The organism is Bradyrhizobium sp. BRP56 (assembly GCF_020194035.1).
GTDB classification, from domain to species: Bacteria; Pseudomonadota; Alphaproteobacteria; order Rhizobiales; family Xanthobacteraceae; genus Bradyrhizobium; species Bradyrhizobium australafricanum.
Genome location: NZ_JADYVV010000008.1, coordinates 61,102 through 83,667 on the forward strand (window position 1 = coordinate 61,102; position 22,566 = coordinate 83,667).

The window sequence follows — 22,566 nt, forward strand, 5'->3', positions numbered from 1 at the left end:
CCCGTCGGATTGCCTTCCGATGCCCGACCGACTTCCGTACGACAGCTACTTGGGGAAACATTTATGAAACGACGTGACGCGCTCAAAATTGCTGGTGCAACTGCTTTTTCTGTCATCTCCGCCTCTGCAGTATCGGCAGAAGCGTCTCCGCCGACCAGGCAGAAGATAATTATGGTCCACGGATCATGGCACTGGGGCGCTTGTTTTGAAAAAGTCAGCAATTTTCTGGCTGAAGCGGGTTGCGCTGTGGCCACGCCTGACCTCAAGTCACACGGATTCGACGAGAGCCGATATGATAGCTTTTCGACTATGGGAGAATATGTGCAGCCCGTAGAGAAAATGCTGCAAGAGTCAAGAGAGCCTGTCGTATTGCTCGGCCATAGCATGGGCGGCGCCACATTGACTTATCTAGGGGAGAAGTATCCGGAGAAGATTTCGAAGCTAATCTATCTTACAGCGTTCATGGTCCCCCAAGGAAAAACGGTCTTGGATTATACTAAAGCAGATGCCACTAATCCTCAGAAAAGGGAAATCCTGGCGATAGTTAAGTTAGTTGGCGACGGTCGCGGTCTCGAGCTCGATACAACCCGGCGCGACCTCGTGAAGGCTGCGTTTTACGGCGATTGTAGCGACCATGACGTCAATATAGCTATCAAGAATTGCGTGCCCATCACTAGCACCGTGCCCTACGCTGTAGTGTCAGAGATAACAGCCGATCGGTTCGGCAAGATCCCTCGCGTTTTTATCGAATGTTCAATGGACAAAGCGATTCCAATTGAAAGCCAACGTCAAATGGCCGCTGATGTACCCGGCGCGAAGATCATTAGCATCGATACCAGCCATTCTTCCTTCTTCTCTAGGCCGGCAGAGCTCGCCCATATTATTTTAGAGAACACATAGTCACTAGGCCGTGTACTTATAAACCAGCGGGGCATGTGGCTGGTGGTGACTATGTCCACTTTGCTCCTATAGCGACCAAGTTCGTGCGGCAGCGCAGCATGTCGCTATGGGCCAACATCAGAAGCCAACGGCACCTGGCCTCATGACGTCTGAGGACGTTGAGATCTACATCTTGTCGATGATCGACGAACCATCGGCTTTGGGCGCGCCATCTTTAGCAGCGGCAGCGACAATCGCAGGGATGACATCCTCGGCACGATCGACGACAATGGGCTGAAGCAGGTGGTCTCTATGAAGGAAACCTGCGTTGCGTATGTGGTTCAGCATCGCCATCATCGGCGCCCAAAAGCCTTTGATGTTCACCAGGACCATCGGCTTGCGGTGCTGCCCAAGCTGGGCCCAGGTCATGATTTCCACGATTTCTTCGATGGTGCCGATGCCACCCGGAAGCGCCACGAAGGCATCAGAACGCTCGAACATTCTGTGCTTGCGCTCGTGCATGGTGTCGGTGATCGTCAAGTCTTCGAACGTCTTGAGCGCGTCGGTCGTCGTTTCCCAGTTGGTGAGAAATCTCGGAATGATCGCGCCGACCTTGCCGCCGTTGTCCAATGTGCCGCGAGCAACTGCGCCCATCACGCCATGGGTTCCGCCGCCATAGATCAGCGTTAATCCCGATGCAGCAAGTGCGCGTCCCAATCGTTCGCCTGCCTCGACGTAGGCAAGATCGTGTCCGGGCGAGGAACCGCAATAGACGCAGACTGCTTTGATCTTGCTCATGTTGGCGATAACCTTTCCGACGAGCGCCGTCACAAGGGCTCGATATCCGTCGTCTTCGCCCTAACATGCCCTATCCCGTTTCGAGGGAAAGCGATGCGCTATATTCAGTTTGGCACGGGTAGCCGTACAAGGCCTCTCGCAATCAGTATGGCGCCGAGCGTGACGATCCTCAATCGCCCTGGAGCTTGGAGCTTCCGTCCTTCTTCGCATCGTTGATGATGGCGGTTCGATCGTAGTTGTTGATACTATCTATGAACTGGTTCGTTAGAACGTGATCGACGGCTATGGGAGCCGGTAAGACCTTCTGGTCGACAAAGAAGTTGATTAGCCGATTCCAATCGTCGGAGACAAACGTCCCGTGTTTGTCACCAATCTTAGGCGTATTCCAAATGCCGAGCCGTGCCTGATTGACGGTTATTCCTTCCTCAAGCGCTGCAGCGCTGTCTGGGTTTTTGGATGCAGCCTCGGGATACGCTTTCCAAGTGATCAGAACCGCAGCTTTGGGATTTGCCATCGAGTAGTCGTAGCCCTTTGCAACGGCCCGTCCAATTCCCGTTAACATCTTTGGATTGCTCTCGATCGTCTGTGTGCGGGCCAGCAAGCCCACATCCGGCAGCGCGCGCAGATTTTCCGCCACCGGTAGCTCGCGAATGCCGAGACCGGAGAACTTGAACTTGGCGAGCGCGGCATCCCAGTAGACGGCCCCGTCGACAAACTTCTGACGGATCGATGTGACGGCCTGCGCTCCAACACCTATCGGCAGAAAGGAAACATCCTTGTCGGGATCCAGGCCGGCGGCCTGCACGAACGCGCGACCAAACGTCGTACCGGCGCTCCCCATCGATTGGACGCCCAGCTTCTTGCCTTTCAGGTCGCCGAGCGCCTTGATCGGACTATCAGGCAGGACGGCGACCGACCAGATGTTCGAATAGTAGAGCCCGTAGAAGTATCGAATGTCGAGCTTTCCGGACTGAACCCCAACCAGAGCTTCACCTGGCGAGGCGGCGCCGACTTCCGCGTTGCCCGCCGACACTTGTATCGCCGATTCGTTGGAGCCGCCGACCGCGATCAGCGTAACGTCGTAGCCTTCGGATGCGAAATAGCCCTTTTCCTTGGCGACGACGAATGGTGAGAACGCTTCGTCGATATTGCGAACTGGAATCAGCAAGCGTACCTTTTCCAGGGCGCTCGCACTCTGCATTCCGCCGAAATAAACGATTATCGCGGTGGCAGCCGCCCCTAATAGTCCGCGCTTACGCAACATGGTCGACATCGGCTATCTCCTAAATTGTTTCACGTCATGACTGGCGCATCGCCACGCCTGATCCAGAAGATGTACCTGCGTGCGGCATACCTCATCAGGCCGTGCATCACCAGGCCGATCGCCGATAAGATGATCAACACGGCAAAGACGCCGGAAACGTCCATGCTGAAGTTCAGCGTAACCACCAGGTAGCCGAGCCCCACCTGAGCGCCAACGAACTCCCCAACGATGGCGCCGATAACAGCAAGGACGGCAGCGATCTCGAGGCCGGCAAAGATCAACACCAATGCCGACGGAATCCTCAGACGCATTAGGGTCTGCAATTTGGTGGCACCGAATGCCTTCATCATGTCGAGCTGATCTTTATCGGTGGAGTGAAAGCCGGCGATCACGCTGACCAACACCGGGAAGAAGCAGACGAGTGCCGTGATTACGATTTTCGACGTCAAGCCATAGCCGAACCAAATGATGAAGAGGGGCGCAATGGCGACCTTCGGCAAGGTTTGCAGCGCGACGAGATAGGGGTAGACCAGTCGCTCAAAAACCGGAATGAGCGAGATCATCGCACCGATAATCAAGCCTGCGGCGCAGCCGAGCACAAAGCCGCTCAGGACCTCGACCAACGTTGCCCAGAGATGCGGCCAGATCATTCCGCTCGTGACCAGCGCATACAGCCTGAACACTATCGAGCTCGGGGCGGGAAGCACGATGGGCGAGACCGCGAATAGGCGGCAAACGCCTTCCCAGAATGCGATCACCGCCACGGCGACGGCGATTGACTGCAACAGGTGGGCTCGCGATGGGGTCATTGGACTGCTCATAGCGATGTCGTCGTCAAGGATTGTGCTCCGAAGATATTCCGGATGTGATCGCAGATCTCTCCGAAGCGTGGAGTTGCCATTGTCTGCAGCGTACGCGGCCGGCCAACGTCGACGTCGATGATCTCGGATATCCGGCCCGGTCGCGGCGACATGACCACGACACGGTCGCCGAGCAGCACCGCCTCCGGGATGCTGTGAGTGATGAAGATGACGGTCTTCTTTTCTTCGGACCAGACCCGCATCAATTCCATGTTCATCGCTTCGCGCGTCATTGCATCGAGCGCGCCGAACGGCTCATCCATCAGCAGGATCCGCGGCTCGCGCATCAATGCCCGGCAGATCGAGACACGTTGCTGCATGCCGCCGGACAGTTCGAAGGGGTACTTCTGCGCGAAGTCCTTCAGCCCCATGAATGCCAGCAGGCGCTCGGCGCGCCTTACCGTCGCTTCCGATCGATCGCTCTTGAGGTGTGCCGACAACAGGACATTGGCCAATACGGTGTTCCATGGCAGGAGCGTCGCTTGCTGGAACACCACGCCGACGTCCGGGCGCGGCCCAGTGATCTGTGTCTGGTCGCATTGAATGACGCCTGACGATGCGCCTTCGAGACCCGCGAGGATGCGTAGCAGCGTCGTCTTGCCGCACCCACTCGGACCAACCACCGAAATGAACTCGTTCTCCTGGATATCGAGATCGACGTTTGTGAGCGCGTTTACGGTTTCGCCGGAACGCGTCCTGAACCGTTTCTCAAGACCAGCGATGTGAATCATCGGCGGTTTCGATCCGCCAGCGTTCGGAACCAGAGCGCCATATGCGCCACCCTCCACGTTAGCTTTCAAAGCAATCATTGTTTCCTTCCCACAGGGCTGACAGTCGCTCTCGAGGGGAGCAAGAACTACGCCAAGGCGCCACATGCGCCACATGCGCCGTTTTCTATTTCTGTTGACTATTCAGTTAACTGAATTTTTGAATTTGTCCAGCGTGAATTTTGGGCTGCCTTGATCGCGACAGGATCGCCCGATCGCGCGCTTATGTTGAGATGCTCGTGGAGCCGGTCGCCGCCAGTGATCGCACGTACATTCGAGTTTGCCGCAAGAGGCATCCGGAATGCCCTCGCCTTGCGCTCTGGCGGTTGGTCAGCTTCAACTTCCAATGTTGCCAGCATGGTGATCTGCTGCGGGCGAGCTGGCGCGCCACAGTTCGCTGGTTCCGCTCAAGAGCAGATCTTGGCGAGCGGATCGAGGGCGTTAGACCGAGATGGACCTCTACGTAGACCCTGCCAGCTGCACTCTTTTCAAGCGTCTCGCTTGATGCACGATCAAGAAATGCCTTGTAAGAAGCAGCTCATCTTCCTTCGAACAGGGTGAAACGAATGCTTAGCCAGGGGTCTCTGCGAGCGCTTTGACGTTTGATTTCCGTTCTAACGCCGCGCCGGGATCCAACACGCAATACTGCAGGACGAGATTCGTAACGTGCTTGAGCCAATGTTCTCGCGACGATGCTGAGCTCAAGTCTTTATTGAGCGCATTTTCCAGCGTGTATTGGTTGGAGAGGTAATGATAGCACAGCGACGAGAGTGTCAGATACACGACTGCGGGGTCCAAACCGGAACGAAAAGTTCCGTCTCGACTACCGCGCTCCAGGATGAAACTGAGAGTTTCAACGAGCGGATTGTAGAGCTCCCGGATACGCTTCGACTTGCGGATATATTTTCCGCGGTGCTTGTTCTCTTCGTTCAGCAGGCGGATCGCATTCGGATTGCTCTCGAGCGCCACGAAGGTGTGCTCGATCAGCTGCTTCAGCGCAAGCACAGGATCACTCGCGCGCACCGAAAGATCGCTCTGTTGATTACGAAAGTCTTCGTACATCCGCTCCAGGGCGGCGACAAACAAGCCTTCCTTGGATTTGAAGTAGTAGTACAACATGTTCTTGCTGAGACCGCAGCGCTCCGCGATGCGGTCAACCCGTGCGCCCTCGAACCCGATGCGGGCGAATTCTTCGATCGCCAGCTTCAAGATCTTCTCGCGTACGCGAGCCGGATCACTGCTACGACGCGCCAAGACGCGGCTCCCTTCGTCTACAAGAGCAATACCCTGGAAGCATTCATTTCGCCAACGGCCTTTGCATTCACCGACGCTCAGGCTGGGGACGCTCCCATTTTGCTGCACGAACAGAGCGCAACCGCACCCGAAAATCAAATGCAAAATGACTAGGTTTTAGCGTGCGATGCCTCCGCCTCCTCGACCAGTTGCCAGATCCGCGGCGGCGACAGCGGCAGCTGCATCGGTTGAACATTGAGATGGGACAGCGCGTCCGCCACCGCGTTGGCCATAAGCCCCCCCACCGGAATAAGCCCACCCTCGCCGGCGCCCTTGGCACCGAGCGGGTTGTTCGGGCACGGCCTGAGCTCAAGCGTCACCGAATCCAGTTTCGGAAAGTCCGAGGCGGTGGGCAGCAGATAGTCGGCAAAAGAGCCCGTCAGGAGCTGTCCTTCGTCGTCATACACCAAGTGCTCGAGGAAGGCGCCGCCGAGGCCTTGAACCATCGAACCGATAGCCTGACCGTGCAAGGTCAGCGGATTTATCATGCGGCCAACATCCTCGACCGACATGACCTCTATCACCTTGACATGACCCGTGCCTGGATCGACGGCGACGTGCGCAGCTTGCGTGCCATAAGCCCAGGTATATTTTTTATTGAAGAATTCGGCCTCGACCTCAAGGGGGGCTTCCGACAGATCCGCAAACGAAAGCTGGTTCCCATCGAAGCTGGCGCGTTCGCTATCGACGATCACTTCCTCCGGCTTGCAGCCGAGCCGCTCCGCTGCCGTTTTCCTGATCAGCTCCTTGAGCTTTTCGGCGCCCAACAGAATGGCCGAGCCGCCCATCACGGTCGAACGAGAGTGATACGCCCCGTAACCATCTTTCACGTAGGCGGTCGATCCATGAAGGATCGTTATCTTGTGGTAAGGCATCTCCATCGCGTCGGCCGCGATCTGGGCCATGATGGTTTCCAGGCCCTGCCCCACCGAGGATGATCCCATATACACCGACAGCGCACCGTCGGTTTCCAGCACCAGGCGCACTTCTTCCTTTGGCCCCGCCGCGCCACCCTCGATGAAGCTGCCGATCGCGATGCCGTGGTAGTAACCGTCGATCAACTTACCACTCAGCTTTTTCTTTTCTTCCCAGTCGAATTCTTTCAAGCAGCGGTCAAAAACGGTGTGATAATCGCCACTATCGAGCTCGGTCGAGCTGTCGTAGGGCGTGATCGAAGGCAGCGGATAAGGCATTTGCGCGTCGGCCACCAGATTGCGACGACGAAGTTCGATCCGATCGATCTTCAAGTCCTGGGCGGCCAGATCGATCATGCGTTCGCGGACGAAATCGGTCTCGTAGCGCCCTGGGCCGCGATAGGTCCCGCACGGCGTCTTGTTGGTGGTCAGCATCGAGCTCTTCAGGTCGACATGCTCCATGCAGTATGGACCGCACATATATTGCGCGATATTCCGTGGACCGACCGATCCGTTGGTGCGCACGTAGGCGCCGATATCCGACCAGATTTGCCCACGCAGACCTATGAAGCGACCGTCACGCGTCGTCGCGAATTCGACGTCGCATTCCATATCGCGCGCGTGGTTGGCGCTCATGAGGTGTTCGCGGCGATCCTCAGTCCATTTCACCGGACGGCCTACGATGCGCGCGGCTGCAGGGATGAGGTAGTCTTCCGGGTAGAACTCGCCACGCGAACCAAAGCCGCCACCGACATCGACCTCGATGAGATCCACCGCCTCGATCGGCAGGTCGAGCTGGGCGGCAAGCGTGCGGCGGTTATGCCAGGCAGTCTTTGCCGCGCCCCACACCGTCAGTTTCCCGGCCACCGCATCCCATTCGGCCACGAAGCCTCGCGGCTCCATGAACATTGCAGCGTGGCGTTGGACCTTGAACGTCTCCCGGCGGATGTAGTCCGCGTTCTTGAACGCATCGTCGGCATCGCCGCGAAACGCCTTCCAGGTGATCGCGACGTTGGAACCATGATCTTCGAACAATACGGATCGCTTGGCTTCGGCATGCTCGCGATTGGCCACGGCTGGCAGCGGCTCGATATCCAAAATGATATGCTCCAGCGCATCCTCAGCCATGGCCGCGCTGTCGGCAATCACGACCGCGACAGGCTCACCGACATAGCGGACTTTGCCATCGGCGATCACCGGCTGATGAAACGTTTCGAGCTGCGGCAACGGCTGCAAGCGCAGCGGAATCCGCGGAACGTTGTCCCCCAGATCCTTGCCGGTCAGTACGCGATGTACCCCTGGCAGCGCGAGCGCCGCGCTGCTATCGATCGATTTGATCAAGCCGTGCGCCGTCGAACTCCGCAAGATCACCGCATAAAGCTGGTTCGGCCGGTTGACGTCTGCGACGTACGTGCCCCTGCCGCGAAGCAGGCGCAAGTCTTCGACCCGCTCCATCGGGCGGCCAATATACGAGTTGGAGGCCTTCATCACTTGCTCCCGGGAACCTGGTAAGAACTGCGCGCTTCGAGCACCGCCTCGACGATCGGGACATATCCCGAGCATCGGCAGAGGTTGCCTGAAAGGACTTCTCGTATCCGCTCCTCGTCCGCATACGGCTCATGGCTCAACAGCGCATGCGCCGTGGTGATGAAGCCTGGCGTACAGAAGCCACACTGCAATCCGTGATGCTTGCGGAACGCGGTCTGCAATGGCGTCAGTTCATCTCCGGAAAGCCCCTCGACCGTTACAACTCGCTCGCCCTGTGCCTGGACTGCGAGCATAAGGCAGGAGCGGACGGCCTCATCGTTCACCAGCACCGTGCAAGCGCCGCAGACGCCGTGCTCGCATGCCAAGTGGGTACCGGTTTGGCCAAGATCGTCCCGGATGCAATCGGCAAGCGTGGTACGAGGTTCAACGTCGGCACTGACGGGTTTTCCGTTGAGGCTGAATTCGATCTTCATCTAAAACTCCTAAACGGCCGACTTCTTTAAACCGCGACTGAGCAGCGTCGCGACAAGGGCTGCACGGTATGCGCCAGGCGCATGAATGTCGCTCGGCGGATCGACGGTTTGCCGTGCCTTTGCCGAAGCCATCGCAATCAACTTATCGGTCACCTGATTGCCATTCAGCACCGCTTCGGCTTCGGCGAGCCGGATTGGCCGGTCGGCGATCCCAATCGCGCCGATATGCGCATCGGTGATGCGGCCGCCGCCATCGAGATCGTAATGAAGAGCAACGCCAGCGATCGCGAAATCGCCCTTGCGACGCGCAAATTCGAGGAATGCCCACCGTCGTTCCGCCGGCCACGCCGGCAAATGCACCTCGGTGAGAATTTCGTCCGGCTCAAGGCTGGTCTCCAGCGGACCGGTGAAGAAATCCGCCGCCGCCTCGACGCGCGTGCCGGCGGGGCCGACGATCGTCATGCGCGCATCGCAAGTCAGGGCGACGCCGGGCATCTCGGCCGATGGATCGGCATGCGCCACCGAACCGCCCACGGTGCCGCGATTGCGGATCTGGTAGTGGGCAACGTGCTTGATGGCTTCGGCGAGCAGCGGATGGCTGACCGCGAGCCGCCGGTCATTTTCGATATCGCACCACCTCACTTTTGCACCCAGCCGGACGCCGTCCGCCTCGATCCGGATCGCAGCGAGGTCTTTCAGGTGCCTCAAATCCACGAGCAGCTCAGGTGCAGCCAAACGATATGCGAGCATCGGCATCAGGCTCTGACCGCCGGAAATCACCTTGGCATTTCCGTTGCGCGAAGCGAGAAGGCTGACGGCCTCAGCCAGTGTCGAGGGCGCGGCGTATTCGAAAGCGGGCGGCTTCATTCTGTCTCCACCAATGCGCGATGGGCCGACTTACGGTCTGCATCGCGACCCAATAAGAACGAAAAGGAGCGCTCGCAATTCGCTCGGCCCAGCCATCGCCGGATCAGCGCTTCACGGCGTGGCCGGACTATGTCTTATGTTGACTATATAGTCAACAAACGAATAGGCTTTGGACGCAACCGGAGACGGCCCGTGGATCGACCTCACCGGAGCCAGCGCCGGCCAGAGGTACAAAAAGAGGCATTCGCCATGTTCAACGATACACCAGTGATCGCCATCGAGGAACACTATTGGGACCCCGAGATGGCGCGGCATTTCCCAGCCGGCGAGAACAACTCTCATGTGGCCGATCAGCTTGCCGAGATCGGCGACACCAGGCTTTGTGCGATGGATGAGGCGGGAATCGACGTCCAGGTGCTCTCCCATGGAGCGCCCGCAGCCCAAAAGCTGCGGCCTGAAATCGCGGTCGACTTAACGAAACGGGTCAATGATCGCCTTGCGGAGGCGTGCGCCAGACATCCCGGTCGATTTGCCGCGTTTGCTGCTCTGCCGACACCGGTGCCCGAGCAGGCGGCGCGGGAACTCGAACGCTGCGTCAATGAGCTCAAGTTCAAGGGCGCAATGATTCACGGGCTAACCAACGGCCTGTTCATCGACGACAAACGCTTCTGGCCAATCTTCGAGGTCGCCGAAAAGCTCGATGTGCCGATCTATCTGCATCCGTCGGTGCCACATTCCGAGGTCACCAAGTATTATTACGAGGACTATGCGCGCGATTTTCCCACGGTGATCCGGCCGGCTTGGGGATTTACCGTTGAAACGGCGACCGCGGCGATTCGGCTCGTGTTGAGCCGTGCGTTGGAAAAGTACCCAAGGCTACAGATCATCCTCGGCCACTTTGGCGAGACCTTGCCGTTCTTGCTCTGGCGCATTGACCAGGCCTTGGCCCGCCCTGGTCAGGAAGGCTTGGGCTTCCGTAGGCAGTTCAGCCAGCATTTCCACGTGACCTGCAGCGGCTTCTTTTCGACGCCGGCGTTGACCTGCACCATGCTCGAGCTCGGCATCGACCGCATCATGTTCGCCGTGGATTACCCTTACGTCGACAATAAGGATGGAATGAACTGGATCCGAGAACTTCAGCTTTCGATCGACGACAAACGTAAATTGGTCGGCAATAACGCCAGACGACTGCTCAAGCTGTAACTGGCGAACCAGCGAAGACACACGATGGTACGTCGACTGATGACCAAGCGCCCCGAGATTCCTTCCGATCTCCGCGTCCTGATGGCCGAGATTGGCCCAAAGTGGGCGAGCGACACCACGGGCCATGTGAGGCTGATGGTGGAGGAATTCAGCCGGGTGTTGAAGTCTTCACCGAAAGACGGGATCCAGGCTGAGACGGTGAGATATGGAACGCACGAACGGCAGGCGTTCGAGGTATTCCAACCGGCTGACGGCAGTTCCACAACGCGGCCCGGTCTGATTTTTGTCCATGGCGGCGCGTTCACCGAGGGCAGCCGCCATCGCAGCACGGAGATATACGCGAACGTACTCTATTACTTCGCGCGCCACGGGATCGTCGGCATCAACGCCGGCTATCGCCTGGCGCCCGACGCGCGGTATCCCGAAGCCACCCGGGACATCGCGGCCATCGTGCATTGGATGCGGAACAACGCGGCAAACCTGGGTGTCGACCCCAATCGGATATTTCTGATGGGACACTCCGCCGGCGGCGCTCATGTCGGAAGCTATGCCTATGATAGACGGCACCAGCCCGCGACGGGGCATGGCCTCGCGGGCGTTCTGATCGTCAGCGGCCGCGTACGGGCGGATGCGAGAGCGGACAACCCCAATGCCAAGCGTGTCACCGAATATTACGGGCCTGACGTTTCGACCTATGACGATGTCTCGCCCGTTTCGCATGTCGATAGTTCTAGTCCGCCGACCTTCGTCGCATGCTCCGAGTTCGAAAATCCGCTGATCGACGTATACTGCTTCGAGCTTGCCCACCGACTGGGGGCGGCGAAGGGTCATGCACCGCCGTTCGCCTGGATGAAAGGCCACAATCACACGTCGATCATCGCGCACTTCGACACCGCCGAGGACGTTCTGGGCCAGGCCTGCCTCGACTTTATCGCTGAAACGTGCGACGCGACCTCGGTTCAACCCGCCTGATGCAAGATCGCGTCACGGCCCCCTTTCTGAGGGCGTTCACCTTGTCCCCGGGTTTCTGCGTCTGCCGGAGCCCGATCGCGATCTGCTCAAGGTAGCCGAATGCCGGTGAATTTCGGCTGCGTGTATTCCTCGAACGCGTAGGGCAGCCCCTCGCGTCCAACTCCGGATCGACCGACGCCGCCAAAGGGATAATTGTCGAGCCGGAAGCGGCTCGCTTCGTTGATCCAGAGTGAGCCGACGTGGACTTCCTCGGACATCCGCAACGCGTTCGCGAGGCTTGACGTAAAGCACGATCCCTGCAGACCGAACTCACAATCATTTGCTATGCGGATCGCATCATCGATATCGCTGGCGCGCATCACCACAACGACGGGTCCGAATACCTCTTCCCTGATCAACCGGGTGCCTACGGGCGGATCAACCACGATCGTCGGCGGAATTATGCAATCGACCACTTCACCGCAGGTCTCGACCCGACAACCGCGACCACGCGCGTCATCGATCATCGCGGTGATCCTTGCGGCTGCGCGCGACGAGACGACTGGACCGAGATCGGTGTCAGGTAGCGTCGGGTCGCCCACTTTGAGGCGCTTTGCCGCATCAATGAAGCGTCGAAGGAATGCGTCGAATACTGACGCTTCCACAATGATGCGCTGCGTCGAGATACATTGCTGACCGCTCGCCTCGAACGACGACGGAACGATGCGCTTCACCGCATCCTCGAGATCGGCATCGGCAAGAACGATGTTTGGTGAGTTTCCACCCAGCTCGCCGATAAATCGCTTCGCGCCGGCTGCCCGGGCCAGCGCATCCCCTGCGGCAGTGCCTCCGGTCAAGGTGACGACATCGACATCGGAGTGAGCGGCCAAGCCAAGCGCCTCCTCGCGATCACCGGGAAGGACTTGCACCAGCCCCTCCGGGACGCCGCCGGCGATGAAAGCCTTGGCGATTGCTCCAGCGATCTCCGTGCCTTCCAGGCATGGCTTGATGATGACCGCGTTGCCGGTAATCAGCGCGGGAGCAAGCTTTTGCACCAAGAGGTTCGAGGGCGCGTTAAACGGCGTGACCGCAGCCACCACGCCATACGGCACGCGACGAGTAAAGCCGAACAACGCCGCGCCGTTGGGCACCATGTCGACCGGCACCAGCTCGCCTTTCAAGCTGTGCAAATGCGTCGCACAGGCGCGGACAAACGCGACACTGCGCTTGACCTCCATTTCGGCTGCCTTACGGGGTTTGCCGATATGAGCGATGGTCATCTCGACGAGGTCGACGGCCACGCTCTCCATTGCAGCTGCGGCCCCGCTGAGCCATGCGGCGCGCTGATGGGCGGGAGTCCTGAGATACGTCCGGAACGCCGTTTTCGCTACGCGCACACTGCTCGCGAGCCGAGCCGGACCGCCAGGTCGTACGTTGAAAGCGACGCCGCCGCTGTAAGGGTTTCTCACAGGGAATACCTGATCCATTGCGGACGCTGCCGTCGAAGCCGAGGTACCGACATCAGTCGTGGTCATCTTCTTCTTCCCGTTTGAGTGAAGCCGCCCAGGAGCGCGACCTCGATCGCGCGGAGTTTTCGGCACGGCTTGCGTGCAGAAGCCGAAAGCTTGACACTATGTTGACTATATAGTCAACATGATTTGGAGATGCGTAATCGTCCGGGATTGGAGGCCATCATGAGGGTTGCGGTCATTGGTTTCGGGGCGATTGGAAGCTTTGTCATCGAGCATCTGCAAGCCGATCGGTCCATCGAGGTGAGCGCGGCGTTTTCGCTCCCACGCCCCGAAGCGTGTTCAGTTCCCGTCGTCGACAGCCTCGAAGCTCTCCTGGCAACCGGCCCCGAACTGGTGGTCGAGTGCGCGGGTCACGGGAGCTTGCGCGACGTTGGCGAAGCCATCCTCCGGCACGGAACGGATCTTCTGGTCGCTTCAGTCGGCGCGTTGGCAGATTCGGTACTTGAGCATGCGCTGCGAAAGGCAGCAGCGGATGGAGGCGGCCGCCTGCTGATACCAGGCGGCGCACTCGGCGGCATCGATGCGGTCAGCGCCGCTCGTGAAGCCGGCCTCGATTCGGTGGAATATTCCGGCCGCAAGGCGCCGCAGGCTTGGAAAGGTACCCGGGCGGAGCAATTGATCGATCTGATCTCCGTCAGGCAGGCGACCGCGTTTTTCGAATCCGATGCACGAACGGCCGCGCTCCAGTTTCCGCAGAATGCCAACGTCGTCGCGGCACTGGCGCTGGCCGGGCTCGGCTTCGAGAAAACGAAAGTGCGCTTGATTGTCGATCCTGCCGCCGACGGCAACAATCACTCGTTTGTGGCGCGCGGCGCGTTCGGCGAGATTTCGGCTTCGATTCGATCAGCGACCTTGCCGTCTAATCCGAAAACATCCGTGCTGGCGCCGTACAGCTTGATCCAAACGATCAAAAAGCGGGCCGGCCTGATCCTTGCGTGATCCGCCGGCCCGAGTTCAGCGCCATCCCCTCCGTCACAGAAAGGCTCAGGCGCTCGGGAGAAACTGGCCTCCTACGACGCCTTCAAGTGCTCATCGCGGCGCTTGTAGAGCTCGTCATCCGCGTACCCCATCGTTTCGGGCTTGGCGCGACCGAGCATGACCTGGAAGTAGACGGGCTCGAGACTGTTGTTATCGTAGCCGTGGATCACACCGGCCGGACAGGAAATGCATTCCCATGGACCCAGGCGTTTGCTGATCTTGCGGCCATCTTCGTCCTGCACGAAGACGTCGAGGTGCCCCTGCAGGACAAAGAATACTTCTTCGACCTCATGGGTATGAGCGGCATTGCCCTGCCCGGGAGGGACGAACATGATCGAAAGAGTGAAATTCCCGGGCGGGATCGCCGCGACGTCGTTGTGCTTGCCCGAGCCGCCAGCGCCGATGAAGCGGTGTTGCGCGCGCTTGAAGCCTTCGATCTTGGCGTCCTCGAACGCCGCCCAATCCGCGCGGCGGTCGGCATAACGCGCGACGTAGCGATCCATGATCTGCTCCAATGAAGCCGATTCAAGCTCCTTCGAGCGAGCGTGCCTTGCCGTAGCCATCTAGTTCTCCTGTCTTCAAAACAATCTGGTTTCGCCTAGCGTCGGCGGGCACCGGCCCAACCTTTCGCATATCGCCTTAGATGGAAAAGCCGACCACAACTGGTGCCGCCACGTCATCCGGGTTGTACTCTATGTTGACTAACTAGTCAACATAGAGGCAGACTGGCGGTCTTACCGGAGCTGCTGCTCACCGCGTCGATCCGCGCTGCCCTCTAGGATCGTCTCGGGGGACGTCGGTTCGTGGAATGCGTGATCGGCCCGTCAAATGACTCAGATCTGTACTTCTTTGGCAAAGTTGCCGAAAAACTGGTCTGCCAGTTTTTTGGCCGAGCCAAGGATCAGGCGCTGCCCCAACTGCGCAAGCTTCCCGCCGATTTGGGCTTCGACATTGTAGGTCAGCAGCGTGCCACCGTCCTTTTCAACCAAAAGCACCGTCGCACCTCCTTTGGCGAAGCCGGCGACTCCGCCCTCTCCTTCACCGGAAATCTTGTAGCCATTGGGCGGGTCGAGATCGCTAAGCGTTACGCGTCCCTTGAAGCGGGCCGACACCGGGCCGACCTTCATTTTGGCGACCGCACGAAAGCCGCCGTCGTCCGTCGGTTCAAGCTCCTCGCAACCGGGAATGCACGCCTTGAGCACCTCGGGATCGTTCAACTTCGCCCATACCGCCTCACGAGACGCCAGAAGCTGGACTTCGCCGTTCATGGTCATGGCCATGCAAACCATCTCCTCTGTTCGCCACCCCTCCGCAGAGCCGGGGCCAGATTGTTTCCGCCGCATGATGTCCTTAGTTGACCAAATAGTCAACATAGGTATACTTTGCGGCAGATGCACCTGGGCGGAGCGGTCTATGACGAAGTTTCGAGGAGTGTTTCCCTATCTTCCGACGCCGCTTCGAAGCGACGGGACTGTCAATGGTCCCGCGTTACGGGCCATTTGCGATGATCTGATCAAGGCCGGCGTGCATGGTCTCGCAGCTCTCGGTTCGACGGGCGAATATGCCTATCTCAATGCCGACGCTCGTGCCGACGTCGTGCGACACACTGCCGATGCGACCCAAGGGCGGGTGCCTGTTATCGCCGGCGTCGCAGCCACCACGACTCGCGAGGCCATCCGGCAAGCCAGGCGCTGCAAGGAACTGGGAGCTGACTGCATCCTCCTGGTACTCGAGTCATACTTCCCGTTGGATGAGAGGCAAATCGAAAGCTACTTTCGTGCCGTTGCGGATTCGGTCGCTTTGCCACTCTTGATCTACACAAATCCCCAGTTCCAGAAGACCGACCTTTCGATTGACGTTATCGAACGCCTCGCCAACCATCCCCAAATTCAGTACGTGAAAGACGCCTCCAACAACACGGGGCGGCTCCTTTCAATCATGAACCGATGCCCCCAACTTGGCATCTTTGCAGCTTCTTCTCACGTTCCGGTTGCCGTCATGATGCTGGGAGGATTGGGATGGATGGCAGGTCCGGCCTGCATCCTGCCCCGCACGAGCGTCAGACTTTATGATCTGTCAGTCGCCGGGCGCTGGGAAGAGGCGGCTGCTCTTCAACGCCGGCTATGGCGCGTCAACGAGGTCTTCGCAAGGTTCAACCTGGCAGCCTGCATCAAGTATGGCCTTGGCTTGCAGGGATACGACGTCGGATTGCCCGCTGAACCGCAGTCTCCCCTGTCTGAAGCAGCAGGCGCCGAAGTTTCCGACATCCTCAAGGAATTTGGTGAACTCGGCACACTGATCTCTGAAAGCGCGCCCACCTCCTGAGGGTTCGATCTCAGTCATTTTTCGCTGGCCGCGCTGCCCGTCCGCGCCGGCACTCGTCAAACGCAGAAACGGAATCCGCGTGGTGGCCTGCTTCGACGGAAGCGTGAGGCGGACAACCGGGCCCACTGGATGTCGCGGAAGCAGTCGCCTGTCCTGCCGGCGCGCATCCAATTTGTACACTTGTACGACTATTCGTACAGATGTACAGTTTGCTGTCGACGGATAGAGGGCGCCATGAGAGACGTTGCGATCGTAGGGTACTCTGAAACAAAAATAGATGTCCGCACCGGGCGTACATCCTATGAGCTTGCGGGAGACGCTCTCGACGAGATCTTGGTCCGGACCAATGTCGATAAGTCTGAAATCGATGGGCTTTCCGTTTCGGAGACCATGAGCGAGAGCGCGAATCCATTTTGGGCGCAATACATGGCGGACGTACTGGGCATCTCGCCGAGCTGGCTCGAACTGATGGGATTGGGCGGCGTATCGAGCATCGGCGGCGTAGCGCGGGCAGCAATGGCGATCCGCGGCGGCATGTGCTCGATTGCGTTGGTTCTTGCAGCAGACGCGCAATCCAGTGGCGCGACGCCGGAGCAAGGTGCACAGCGGCACGAGTTTCAATATCCAACCGGCTTGCGCGGACCTGTCGGCGCCTTCGGCATGATCATGCGCCGCTATGACCATCTCTACGGCTTGAACAGGGACGCATTGGCAAAGCTGGCGGTCACCCAGCGGCAGCACTCGATCTTGAATGACAATGCTTGCCCGCGCCTGCGCAAGCCGATGACCGAGCACGACTATCTGAATTCGAAGTTGGTCTCCGACCCGCTGCGTGTGCTGGACAGCGTCATGGTCTGTGATGGTGCGAATGCCGTTCTGGTGATGTCGGCAGCGGAAGCGACGAGGCGGGGTCTCAAGGCGGTCTATCCGACGGGCTACGCGGAAAGGACGCACTACAAGGTGACCGAGCCGATGACTGAAATCATGGATTCCGGGTTTCTTGAGGTCGGCCCGCGGGCGCTCAAGCAGGCCGGGCTCGAAGCTTCGGACATCCAGTCGTTCCATCCATACGACGACTTCATTATCGCCATCATGTTGCAGCTTGAGCAGATTGGCTTCTGCCCACAGGGTGCGGGTGCGGATTTTGTCCTGAGCCGGGACATGACGTTCAAGGGCGATTTGCCCCTCAACACCGGAGGCGGTCAGATATCTGCGGGTCAACCAGGTCTCGCGGGCGGCGGGCTCAATCTGGTTGAGGCCGTTCGGCAAATGTTTGGTGACGGCGGCCCGCGCCAAATCAAGAGAACCCGGAATGCTATGGTGACCGGCATCGGCGGCATTCCCTACGCGCGCAACTGGTGTACGTCCGGCGTGATGATCCTGGAGCAATAATATGATCAACGACAACATCAAGCCCCAGCGTCCACTGCCGAAGATCGGCTCCTATCTCGATACCAAGGAGTTTTGGGGCGGGGCCAAGCGCGGCAAACTCATGCTGCAGTTCTGCACACAGACGCAAAGATACCAGCACTATCCGCGGCCGATTAGTCTCTATACCGGCCGACATACGATCGAATGGCGCGAGACCTCGGGAAAGGGCACAGTCTATTCGTGGACGGTAACGCGCTCGCCCTGGCCCGGTCATGAGGCGCGGGTGCCTTACCTGTGTGCCTATGTCGACCTCGCGGAGGGAGTGCGGTTTCTGTGCAATCTCGTCGATTGTTCAGAGGACGAAGTTGTCATCGGCATGCCGGTCGAGGTTCGCTGGGACCGGCTAAACGACGAGACCGTCTATCCCGACTTCGCCCCTGTACGGGTCGCGCCGTGAAGCTTGCATCTTATCTGGCTGCGCAAGCGCAGGCGTTCCCTGACAAAGCCGCACTCGTCTGCGGCGAGACCCGCGTGACGTTTCGTCAATTGTACGAGGACAGTGATCGTATAGCGACCGCACTGCGGAAGTCGGGCGTTGCTATCGGTGATCGGGTGGCAATGTGCCTGCCCAATTGCTGCGAGTTCGTCACAGTGTTCTTCGCGATCGTGAAGAGTGGCGCGCTGGCGATGCCGATCAACATGCGATTGTCGACCAACGAGATTGCGACCATCTTTGCTGACGCGGCGCCAGCCGCGGTCTTCTTCAGCGAAGGCGAGCGTGAAGTGGTCGATCATATCTGCCGTGGAGGCGCCGTCCGCCGCTTCGTGGTCGGGCCTTCCGACGACCCGACTGAACTTTCCATTGCGTCGATGCTCGCATGTCAACCGGAACCAATTGAACTGCCTTCCGAGCACGACGATTGCATGATTTCCTACACGTCCGGTACGACTGGACACCCCAAGGGCGTCGTCACCACGCAGGCGAACTATATCGTCGGAAACGGCTTCCTGAACGCGATGTATTGGAAGCTGTCGCCCGATGATCGCATCGTCGTGACGACGCCGCTTGCGCATCGCACGGCATTTGCACGGGTCGGCAACATGGCCGTGTTGGGCGCGACACTGTATATCATGCCGCGCTTTGACGTGAATGAAGCGATGCAACTGATCGAGGCCGAAAAGATCAGCTTGATTTCGATCGTTCCGACCGTCGGAAGAATGATGTTGCCCGTCATCGAGGCTGAACCGACCCGATTCAGTTCATTGCGCGTGCTGGTCGCAACGGGCGAGGCCTTTCCAGCCGAGATCAAGCAGCGTTTGCTAAAGGCGCTGCCGAAGCTCGAGATATTTTCATTTTTCGCAATGACGGAGGCCGGCTCGCTGGCGATGCTCAAGCCGGACGAACAGTTCGACCATGGGGCTTCGGTCGGTCGCGTCACTCCCGGCGTCGAAATGCGCCTCGTCGATGCAGACGGACAGACGGTCAACACCGGCGAAGCAGGCGAGATTTGGGTCAGATGCGGGTTGCCCGGACAATATCTGCTGTTCAGGACTTACTTCAATCAACCGCAGGCGATGCGAGACGCCTTCCAGGAAGGCTGGTTCAAGACAGGCGATATCGGCCGTTTCGACGCGGATGGATTTCTCTATATTGTCGACCGCAAGAAGGACATGGTGCTATCCGGCGGATACAACATCTACTCCAAGGAGGTCGAGCAAGTGCTGCTCCGATATAGCGGGGTTGCCGACGCCGCCGTCGTAGGCGTCCCCGACGACGTTTAGGGAGAAGCCGTTGCCGCGTTCATCGAGCCTGAGGTGGATGTGATGCTCACCGAGGACGAATTGATTCGATGGTGCGCCTCTGAGCTGGCGAGCTACAAGAAGCCGAAGCACGTGGTGTTCTTGCGCGAATTGCCGAGGAACAGTACCGGCAAGGTGATCAAGACTGAATTGCGGTCGCTATTCCGCTTACGACACTGACACGCCAAGCGTGGCGACCTAACGCACGAGCGCAACAACGCAAATGAGCGTCAATTCCTTCAAACGGACACCACCGCCTGAAACTCGCGGGCAATTGCAGCAGAAGCATATTGCCGGCGTGGTGTATGATCTCATTGCGGAGCAAGGGATCGAGAATCTCACGATGCGACAAGTTGCCGATGCTGCCAAGGTAAGTCTGGGCACCATCACGTACCATTTTCGCAGCAAGGAAGCATTGATCGCCGCTGCGCTGGAATCTGGTTATGAATTGCCGGACGACTGGGATCAGTATAAGGGCTCGCCAGCTGCCCAGCTTCGCCGCATTGCTCTATCCTACGCATTGCAGTCGCCCAAGGAGCGCTGGTGGCGATTCTGGATAAACTATGTCGCAATGAGCACCCGCGACGCTGAAATTCAGGCGATTCAAACCAGACGCTTCGACAAGCAGCGCCGGTTCTGGATCAAGCTCTTCAGGGAAGGCAAGGAGCTCGGCGAAATCCGTGGCGACCTACCGGTCGAAGAGACCGTCGATCGGATGCTGGTCGAGGTGCATGGTCATGTCATTCTGCAATTGGTCAAGCCCAATCCGAGAATGCGGATGGATGCGCGCGAGGCAATAAACAGGATGATCGACGCGATCCTCGACAAGCCGTAATTGCACATCCGTATTTGGTCGGCACCGCGGCTCGCGTTCGCGCTTTCCGGCGCGAGGGCTTCCTGTTCGTTGGTCGGGATCTGCGCTGGCAGCTGCTGGAGCGAGGCCGATCGCGGCCGCACCACCGGCGTGATGGGTGCCGCCACTCGTGGAACATTGAGCGCTGGCGGCGAGCACTGGATTCGCGACGCGCGGCCCGTCGAACGATGCCGATCGGCAGGTCCGCGGTATGTCGTTGATGTGAAGGGCGCAAAGGAGCTGGCGGAGAGAGTGTCAGTCAACTTCCGTTGAAAGATAGAGTATTTTTGACCTGCTTAGGGCAAAACCCACCGTCTGGGCTACGGTCGGAAATGGGTTTCGCTTCCGCCAATCCCGAAGTCATCAACTAAGCAGCCGCCAGGTCACATGAGGCGGGGTCCAAAGCTTTCATTCGCTGACCGGGATAGGGGTTGGCGGTCACGACGCTTTGGATGCGTTGGGCGCCTCATGGAGAACAACGAATCGGGCGGTCGAGTCCGCGGCCGCTTCCGCGCTAGACCCATCATTTCGCAAGCGCTGTTCTACTGAGGGCGGCCTAACTCGCAACTTGGACCCCTTGTAGCTCGTCAAAAGCCGCCGTTCATACGCTATTTGTCACCGGCTCGAAAGGACCCTGCATAGGTTCAAATCCTGGACGCAGGCGCTCCCACAAACTTCCTCCGCTCGCAATTGCCGTGAAGTAGGTATCGGCGGTTCGAGAAGTGCGCGAGGGCGTTTCGGGCGCGCGGGGGCCGCCGGTATGCTTCGAACGCGGCAGGAGCAAGCTAGTGCAGGCTTCCCAACCAAGACCTGGCCGGGAGCGAACTACGGTGAAAGATGCCTTCGTCTTCGCAAGCGCGGATCGTTAACTCAAACACCTAGGCGTTCTATGTCGCACGCGTCTCGCTTGAACAGACCAGGCTCAAATGCCGGTCAACGAGCACAGTCCTGTCTTCGAAGAACGGACCGGACATCCAGATTCCGTGTCCGCAAATCCACGCGCCGCATTTCAGCTTTGACGGGCAACTTGCCTATGCCCCAATGGTGGAGAGAGGTCCGTGACAGAACTTGCGCAACACAGAATCAAACCTTGGGAACATCGCGACACACCTTTCGCGCAAGATCAGGGTCGGCCGCCAAGTCTTCCGAACCTCGTGAAGAAGTTGTGACTGAAGGAAAGCGGCATGGAACATTCCCCCCAGTTCGGTGACAGGATCACTGACAAATCAGCATCGCCCGATGATAGCACTGTCCGCGACTGGATCGGACCGGGCGCGTTCAAGCATTGGGCCTCCCTGCAGAACTGGATCGAGGAATTCTACCCCGGTGTCTTCGCGCCGGAATGGCTCTATGGCGGCAAGAAGCGCGGCTGGTCCCTACGCTACAAGAAAACAAGGGCGTTTTGCACCTTCGTACCGGAATATAGGCGGTTTTCGGCCGTGGTGGTCTTGGGGGGAGCAGAACGAGTCAAGTTTGAGGAGCGCCGTTTTGTCTGGCGCTCGCAGTTGGTCAAGCTTTACGATGAAGCCCAAACATACCCGGACGGGAAATTCCTGACAGTTGCGATCTCATCCGCAGATGATCGGCATGATGTGACGGAGCTTTTGACCATGAAGCGCCCTCCACCGTCGCGCGCTTGAATGTCGCGGAAATCTTAAGTTTCACTGCAAAGTCGGCAAGACACGAATCGGATGGTGCCGAGCGGCCATCCGGCAGTCACATCTGGCAACGACGTTGCACGATGCGTTATCGCGAGAAGAGCTGGCTTCGGCCCACCAACTACCGATCAGTATGCTCCGGCACGAGTGTCGTTACGATCCTCCCTGTGCGGCCACTGTTTGTCGGCGCGACGTTCGTGCAGCGCCGGCGGCCGGGTAACCATCAATTCCCCGATCTCATCCACGCTCTTAGAGCGTGATGACTTTTCTTCGAATCGTCATCTCGCTCCAG

General features: G+C 58.8%; 22 protein-coding genes. 10 read left to right on the top strand and 12 right to left on the bottom strand.

The window, feature by feature from the left end; all coding sequences use genetic code 11:
- Positions 1–63 precede the first annotated feature (63 nt).
- Positions 64–900: an alpha/beta fold hydrolase gene (locus tag I6F38_RS08060; RefSeq protein WP_080686847.1), complete on the top strand. Its 837-nt coding sequence runs from the start codon at positions 64–66 to the stop codon at positions 898–900.
- A gap of 165 nt (positions 901–1,065) precedes the next feature.
- On the opposite strand, the gene I6F38_RS08065 is transcribed toward I6F38_RS08060, so the two are convergent.
- The 9 genes from I6F38_RS08065 to I6F38_RS08105 form a co-directional block, all read right to left on the bottom strand.
- Positions 1,066–1,677 carry a TIGR00730 family Rossman fold protein gene (locus tag I6F38_RS08065; protein WP_225159863.1) on the bottom strand — a complete coding sequence of 204 codons (612 nt, stop codon included), beginning with the start codon at positions 1,675–1,677 and terminating at the stop codon, positions 1,066–1,068.
- 169 nt (positions 1,678–1,846) lie between these two features.
- The gene (locus I6F38_RS08070) at positions 1,847–2,950 is read right to left on the bottom strand and encodes an ABC transporter substrate-binding protein (protein WP_077230983.1); all 1,104 of its coding nucleotides are present in this window, start codon (positions 2,948–2,950) and stop codon (positions 1,847–1,849) included.
- Between the two features lie 20 nt (positions 2,951–2,970).
- Complete coding sequence (locus I6F38_RS08075; protein ID WP_225159864.1) at positions 2,971–3,726, bottom strand: ABC transporter permease; 756 nt, start codon at positions 3,724–3,726, stop codon at positions 2,971–2,973.
- A gap of 32 nt (positions 3,727–3,758) precedes the next feature.
- Complete coding sequence (locus tag I6F38_RS08080) at positions 3,759–4,685, bottom strand: ABC transporter ATP-binding protein (RefSeq protein ID WP_225159865.1); 927 nt, start codon at positions 4,683–4,685, stop codon at positions 3,759–3,761.
- A gap of 23 nt (positions 4,686–4,708) precedes the next feature.
- Positions 4,709–4,927: a hypothetical protein gene (locus tag I6F38_RS08085; protein ID WP_225159866.1), complete on the bottom strand. Its 219-nt coding sequence runs from the start codon at positions 4,925–4,927 to the stop codon at positions 4,709–4,711.
- Positions 4,928–5,138: 211 nt separating this feature from the next.
- A complete protein-coding gene (locus I6F38_RS08090; protein WP_050994231.1) occupies positions 5,139–5,822 on the bottom strand; it encodes a TetR family transcriptional regulator in 684 nt (227 codons plus the stop codon).
- A 149-nt stretch (positions 5,823–5,971) separates the two neighbouring features.
- Entirely contained in the window at positions 5,972–8,263 is a 2,292-nt protein-coding gene (locus tag I6F38_RS08095; protein WP_035632283.1) for a xanthine dehydrogenase family protein molybdopterin-binding subunit, read from the bottom strand.
- Positions 8,263–8,736, bottom strand: a complete 474-nt coding sequence (locus I6F38_RS08100; RefSeq protein ID WP_016844813.1) for a (2Fe-2S)-binding protein — start codon at positions 8,734–8,736, stop codon at positions 8,263–8,265. Before I6F38_RS08100 ends, I6F38_RS08095 begins: the two co-directional genes overlap by 1 nt.
- Positions 8,737–8,745: 9 nt before the next feature.
- Complete coding sequence (locus I6F38_RS08105; protein WP_225159868.1) at positions 8,746–9,603, bottom strand: xanthine dehydrogenase family protein subunit M; 858 nt, start codon at positions 9,601–9,603, stop codon at positions 8,746–8,748.
- A gap of 249 nt (positions 9,604–9,852) precedes the next feature.
- On the opposite strand from I6F38_RS08105, the gene I6F38_RS08110 reads away from it, so the two are divergent.
- Both I6F38_RS08110 and I6F38_RS08115 read left to right on the top strand, forming a co-directional pair.
- Entirely contained in the window at positions 9,853–10,806 is a 954-nt protein-coding gene (locus tag I6F38_RS08110; RefSeq protein WP_225159870.1) for an amidohydrolase family protein, read from the top strand.
- 39 nt (positions 10,807–10,845) lie between these two features.
- Complete coding sequence (locus I6F38_RS08115) at positions 10,846–11,778, top strand: alpha/beta hydrolase (protein ID WP_225159872.1); 933 nt, start codon at positions 10,846–10,848, stop codon at positions 11,776–11,778.
- Between the two features lie 86 nt (positions 11,779–11,864).
- Here the strand turns inward: I6F38_RS08115 and I6F38_RS08120 are convergent, their stop codons facing one another.
- The gene (locus I6F38_RS08120) at positions 11,865–13,292 is read right to left on the bottom strand and encodes an aldehyde dehydrogenase family protein (RefSeq protein ID WP_077230981.1); all 1,428 of its coding nucleotides are present in this window, start codon (positions 13,290–13,292) and stop codon (positions 11,865–11,867) included.
- Positions 13,293–13,451: 159 nt separating this feature from the next.
- Here I6F38_RS08120 and I6F38_RS08125 point away from each other — a divergent pair, with 159 nt between their 5' ends.
- The gene (locus tag I6F38_RS08125) at positions 13,452–14,228 is read left to right on the top strand and encodes an aspartate dehydrogenase (RefSeq protein ID WP_168388408.1); all 777 of its coding nucleotides are present in this window, start codon (positions 13,452–13,454) and stop codon (positions 14,226–14,228) included.
- Positions 14,229–14,299: 71 nt separating this feature from the next.
- On the opposite strand, the gene I6F38_RS08130 is transcribed toward I6F38_RS08125, so the two are convergent.
- Both I6F38_RS08130 and I6F38_RS08135 read right to left on the bottom strand, forming a co-directional pair.
- Positions 14,300–14,770 carry a cupin domain-containing protein gene (locus I6F38_RS08130; RefSeq protein WP_077230984.1) on the bottom strand — a complete coding sequence of 157 codons (471 nt, stop codon included), beginning with the start codon at positions 14,768–14,770 and terminating at the stop codon, positions 14,300–14,302.
- Positions 14,771–15,100: 330 nt separating this feature from the next.
- Positions 15,101–15,547 carry a carbon monoxide dehydrogenase subunit G gene (locus I6F38_RS08135; protein ID WP_028342715.1) on the bottom strand — a complete coding sequence of 149 codons (447 nt, stop codon included), beginning with the start codon at positions 15,545–15,547 and terminating at the stop codon, positions 15,101–15,103.
- Between the two features lie 133 nt (positions 15,548–15,680).
- Here I6F38_RS08135 and I6F38_RS08140 point away from each other — a divergent pair, with 133 nt between their 5' ends.
- The 6 genes from I6F38_RS08140 to I6F38_RS08170 all read left to right on the top strand — a co-directional run bounded on the left by I6F38_RS08140 (position 15,681) and on the right by I6F38_RS08170 (position 22,256).
- A complete protein-coding gene (locus I6F38_RS08140; RefSeq protein ID WP_050994232.1) occupies positions 15,681–16,592 on the top strand; it encodes a dihydrodipicolinate synthase family protein in 912 nt (303 codons plus the stop codon).
- A gap of 234 nt (positions 16,593–16,826) precedes the next feature.
- Positions 16,827–17,984, top strand: coding sequence for a thiolase family protein (locus I6F38_RS08145; protein WP_028342714.1), 1,158 nt, complete (start codon positions 16,827–16,829; stop codon positions 17,982–17,984).
- 1 nt (position 17,985) lies between these two features.
- Positions 17,986–18,420 carry an OB-fold domain-containing protein gene (locus tag I6F38_RS08150; protein ID WP_016844824.1) on the top strand — a complete coding sequence of 145 codons (435 nt, stop codon included), beginning with the start codon at positions 17,986–17,988 and terminating at the stop codon, positions 18,418–18,420.
- Positions 18,417–19,745, top strand: a complete 1,329-nt coding sequence (locus I6F38_RS08155) for an AMP-binding protein (protein ID WP_225159874.1) — start codon at positions 18,417–18,419, stop codon at positions 19,743–19,745. The genes I6F38_RS08150 and I6F38_RS08155 overlap by 4 nt, the downstream gene beginning before the upstream one ends.
- A gap of 241 nt (positions 19,746–19,986) precedes the next feature.
- Positions 19,987–20,598, top strand: a complete 612-nt coding sequence (locus I6F38_RS08165) for a TetR/AcrR family transcriptional regulator (protein ID WP_080583573.1) — start codon at positions 19,987–19,989, stop codon at positions 20,596–20,598.
- Between the two features lie 1,202 nt (positions 20,599–21,800).
- Positions 21,801–22,256, top strand: coding sequence for a DUF3788 domain-containing protein (locus I6F38_RS08170; RefSeq protein WP_225159877.1), 456 nt, complete (start codon positions 21,801–21,803; stop codon positions 22,254–22,256).
- Positions 22,257–22,566: the final 310 nt, after the last annotated feature.

Bases quoted from the DNA above. Each gene is read 5' to 3' on its own strand.
- I6F38_RS08060 (WP_080686847.1), top strand. From the start codon at position 64: ATGAAACGACGTGACGCGCTCAAAATTGCTGGTGCAACTGCTTTTTCT.
- I6F38_RS08065 (WP_225159863.1), bottom strand. From the start codon at position 1,677: ATGAGCAAGATCAAAGCAGTCTGCGTCTATTGCGGTTCCTCGCCCGGA.
- I6F38_RS08070 (WP_077230983.1), bottom strand. From the start codon at position 2,950: ATGTCGACCATGTTGCGTAAGCGCGGACTATTAGGGGCGGCTGCCACC.
- I6F38_RS08080 (WP_225159865.1), bottom strand. From the start codon at position 4,685: ATGTGGCGCATGTGGCGCCTTGGCGTAGTTCTTGCTCCCCTCGAGAGC.
- I6F38_RS08085 (WP_225159866.1), bottom strand. From the start codon at position 4,927: ATGCTGGCAACATTGGAAGTTGAAGCTGACCAACCGCCAGAGCGCAAG.
- I6F38_RS08095 (WP_035632283.1), bottom strand. From the start codon at position 8,263: ATGAAGGCCTCCAACTCGTATATTGGCCGCCCGATGGAGCGGGTCGAA.
- I6F38_RS08100 (WP_016844813.1), bottom strand. From the start codon at position 8,736: ATGAAGATCGAATTCAGCCTCAACGGAAAACCCGTCAGTGCCGACGTT.
- I6F38_RS08105 (WP_225159868.1), bottom strand. From the start codon at position 9,603: ATGAAGCCGCCCGCTTTCGAATACGCCGCGCCCTCGACACTGGCTGAG.
- I6F38_RS08110 (WP_225159870.1), top strand. From the start codon at position 9,853: ATGTTCAACGATACACCAGTGATCGCCATCGAGGAACACTATTGGGAC.
- I6F38_RS08115 (WP_225159872.1), top strand. From the start codon at position 10,846: ATGACCAAGCGCCCCGAGATTCCTTCCGATCTCCGCGTCCTGATGGCC.
- I6F38_RS08120 (WP_077230981.1), bottom strand. From the start codon at position 13,292: ATGACCACGACTGATGTCGGTACCTCGGCTTCGACGGCAGCGTCCGCA.
- I6F38_RS08125 (WP_168388408.1), top strand. From the start codon at position 13,452: ATGAGGGTTGCGGTCATTGGTTTCGGGGCGATTGGAAGCTTTGTCATC.
- I6F38_RS08130 (WP_077230984.1), bottom strand. From the start codon at position 14,770: ATGGATCGCTACGTCGCGCGTTATGCCGACCGCCGCGCGGATTGGGCG.
- I6F38_RS08135 (WP_028342715.1), bottom strand. From the start codon at position 15,547: ATGGCCATGACCATGAACGGCGAAGTCCAGCTTCTGGCGTCTCGTGAG.
- I6F38_RS08140 (WP_050994232.1), top strand. From the start codon at position 15,681: ATGACGAAGTTTCGAGGAGTGTTTCCCTATCTTCCGACGCCGCTTCGA.
- I6F38_RS08145 (WP_028342714.1), top strand. From the start codon at position 16,827: ATGAGAGACGTTGCGATCGTAGGGTACTCTGAAACAAAAATAGATGTC.
- I6F38_RS08150 (WP_016844824.1), top strand. From the start codon at position 17,986: ATGATCAACGACAACATCAAGCCCCAGCGTCCACTGCCGAAGATCGGC.
- I6F38_RS08165 (WP_080583573.1), top strand. From the start codon at position 19,987: ATGAGCGTCAATTCCTTCAAACGGACACCACCGCCTGAAACTCGCGGG.
- I6F38_RS08170 (WP_225159877.1), top strand. From the start codon at position 21,801: ATGGAACATTCCCCCCAGTTCGGTGACAGGATCACTGACAAATCAGCA.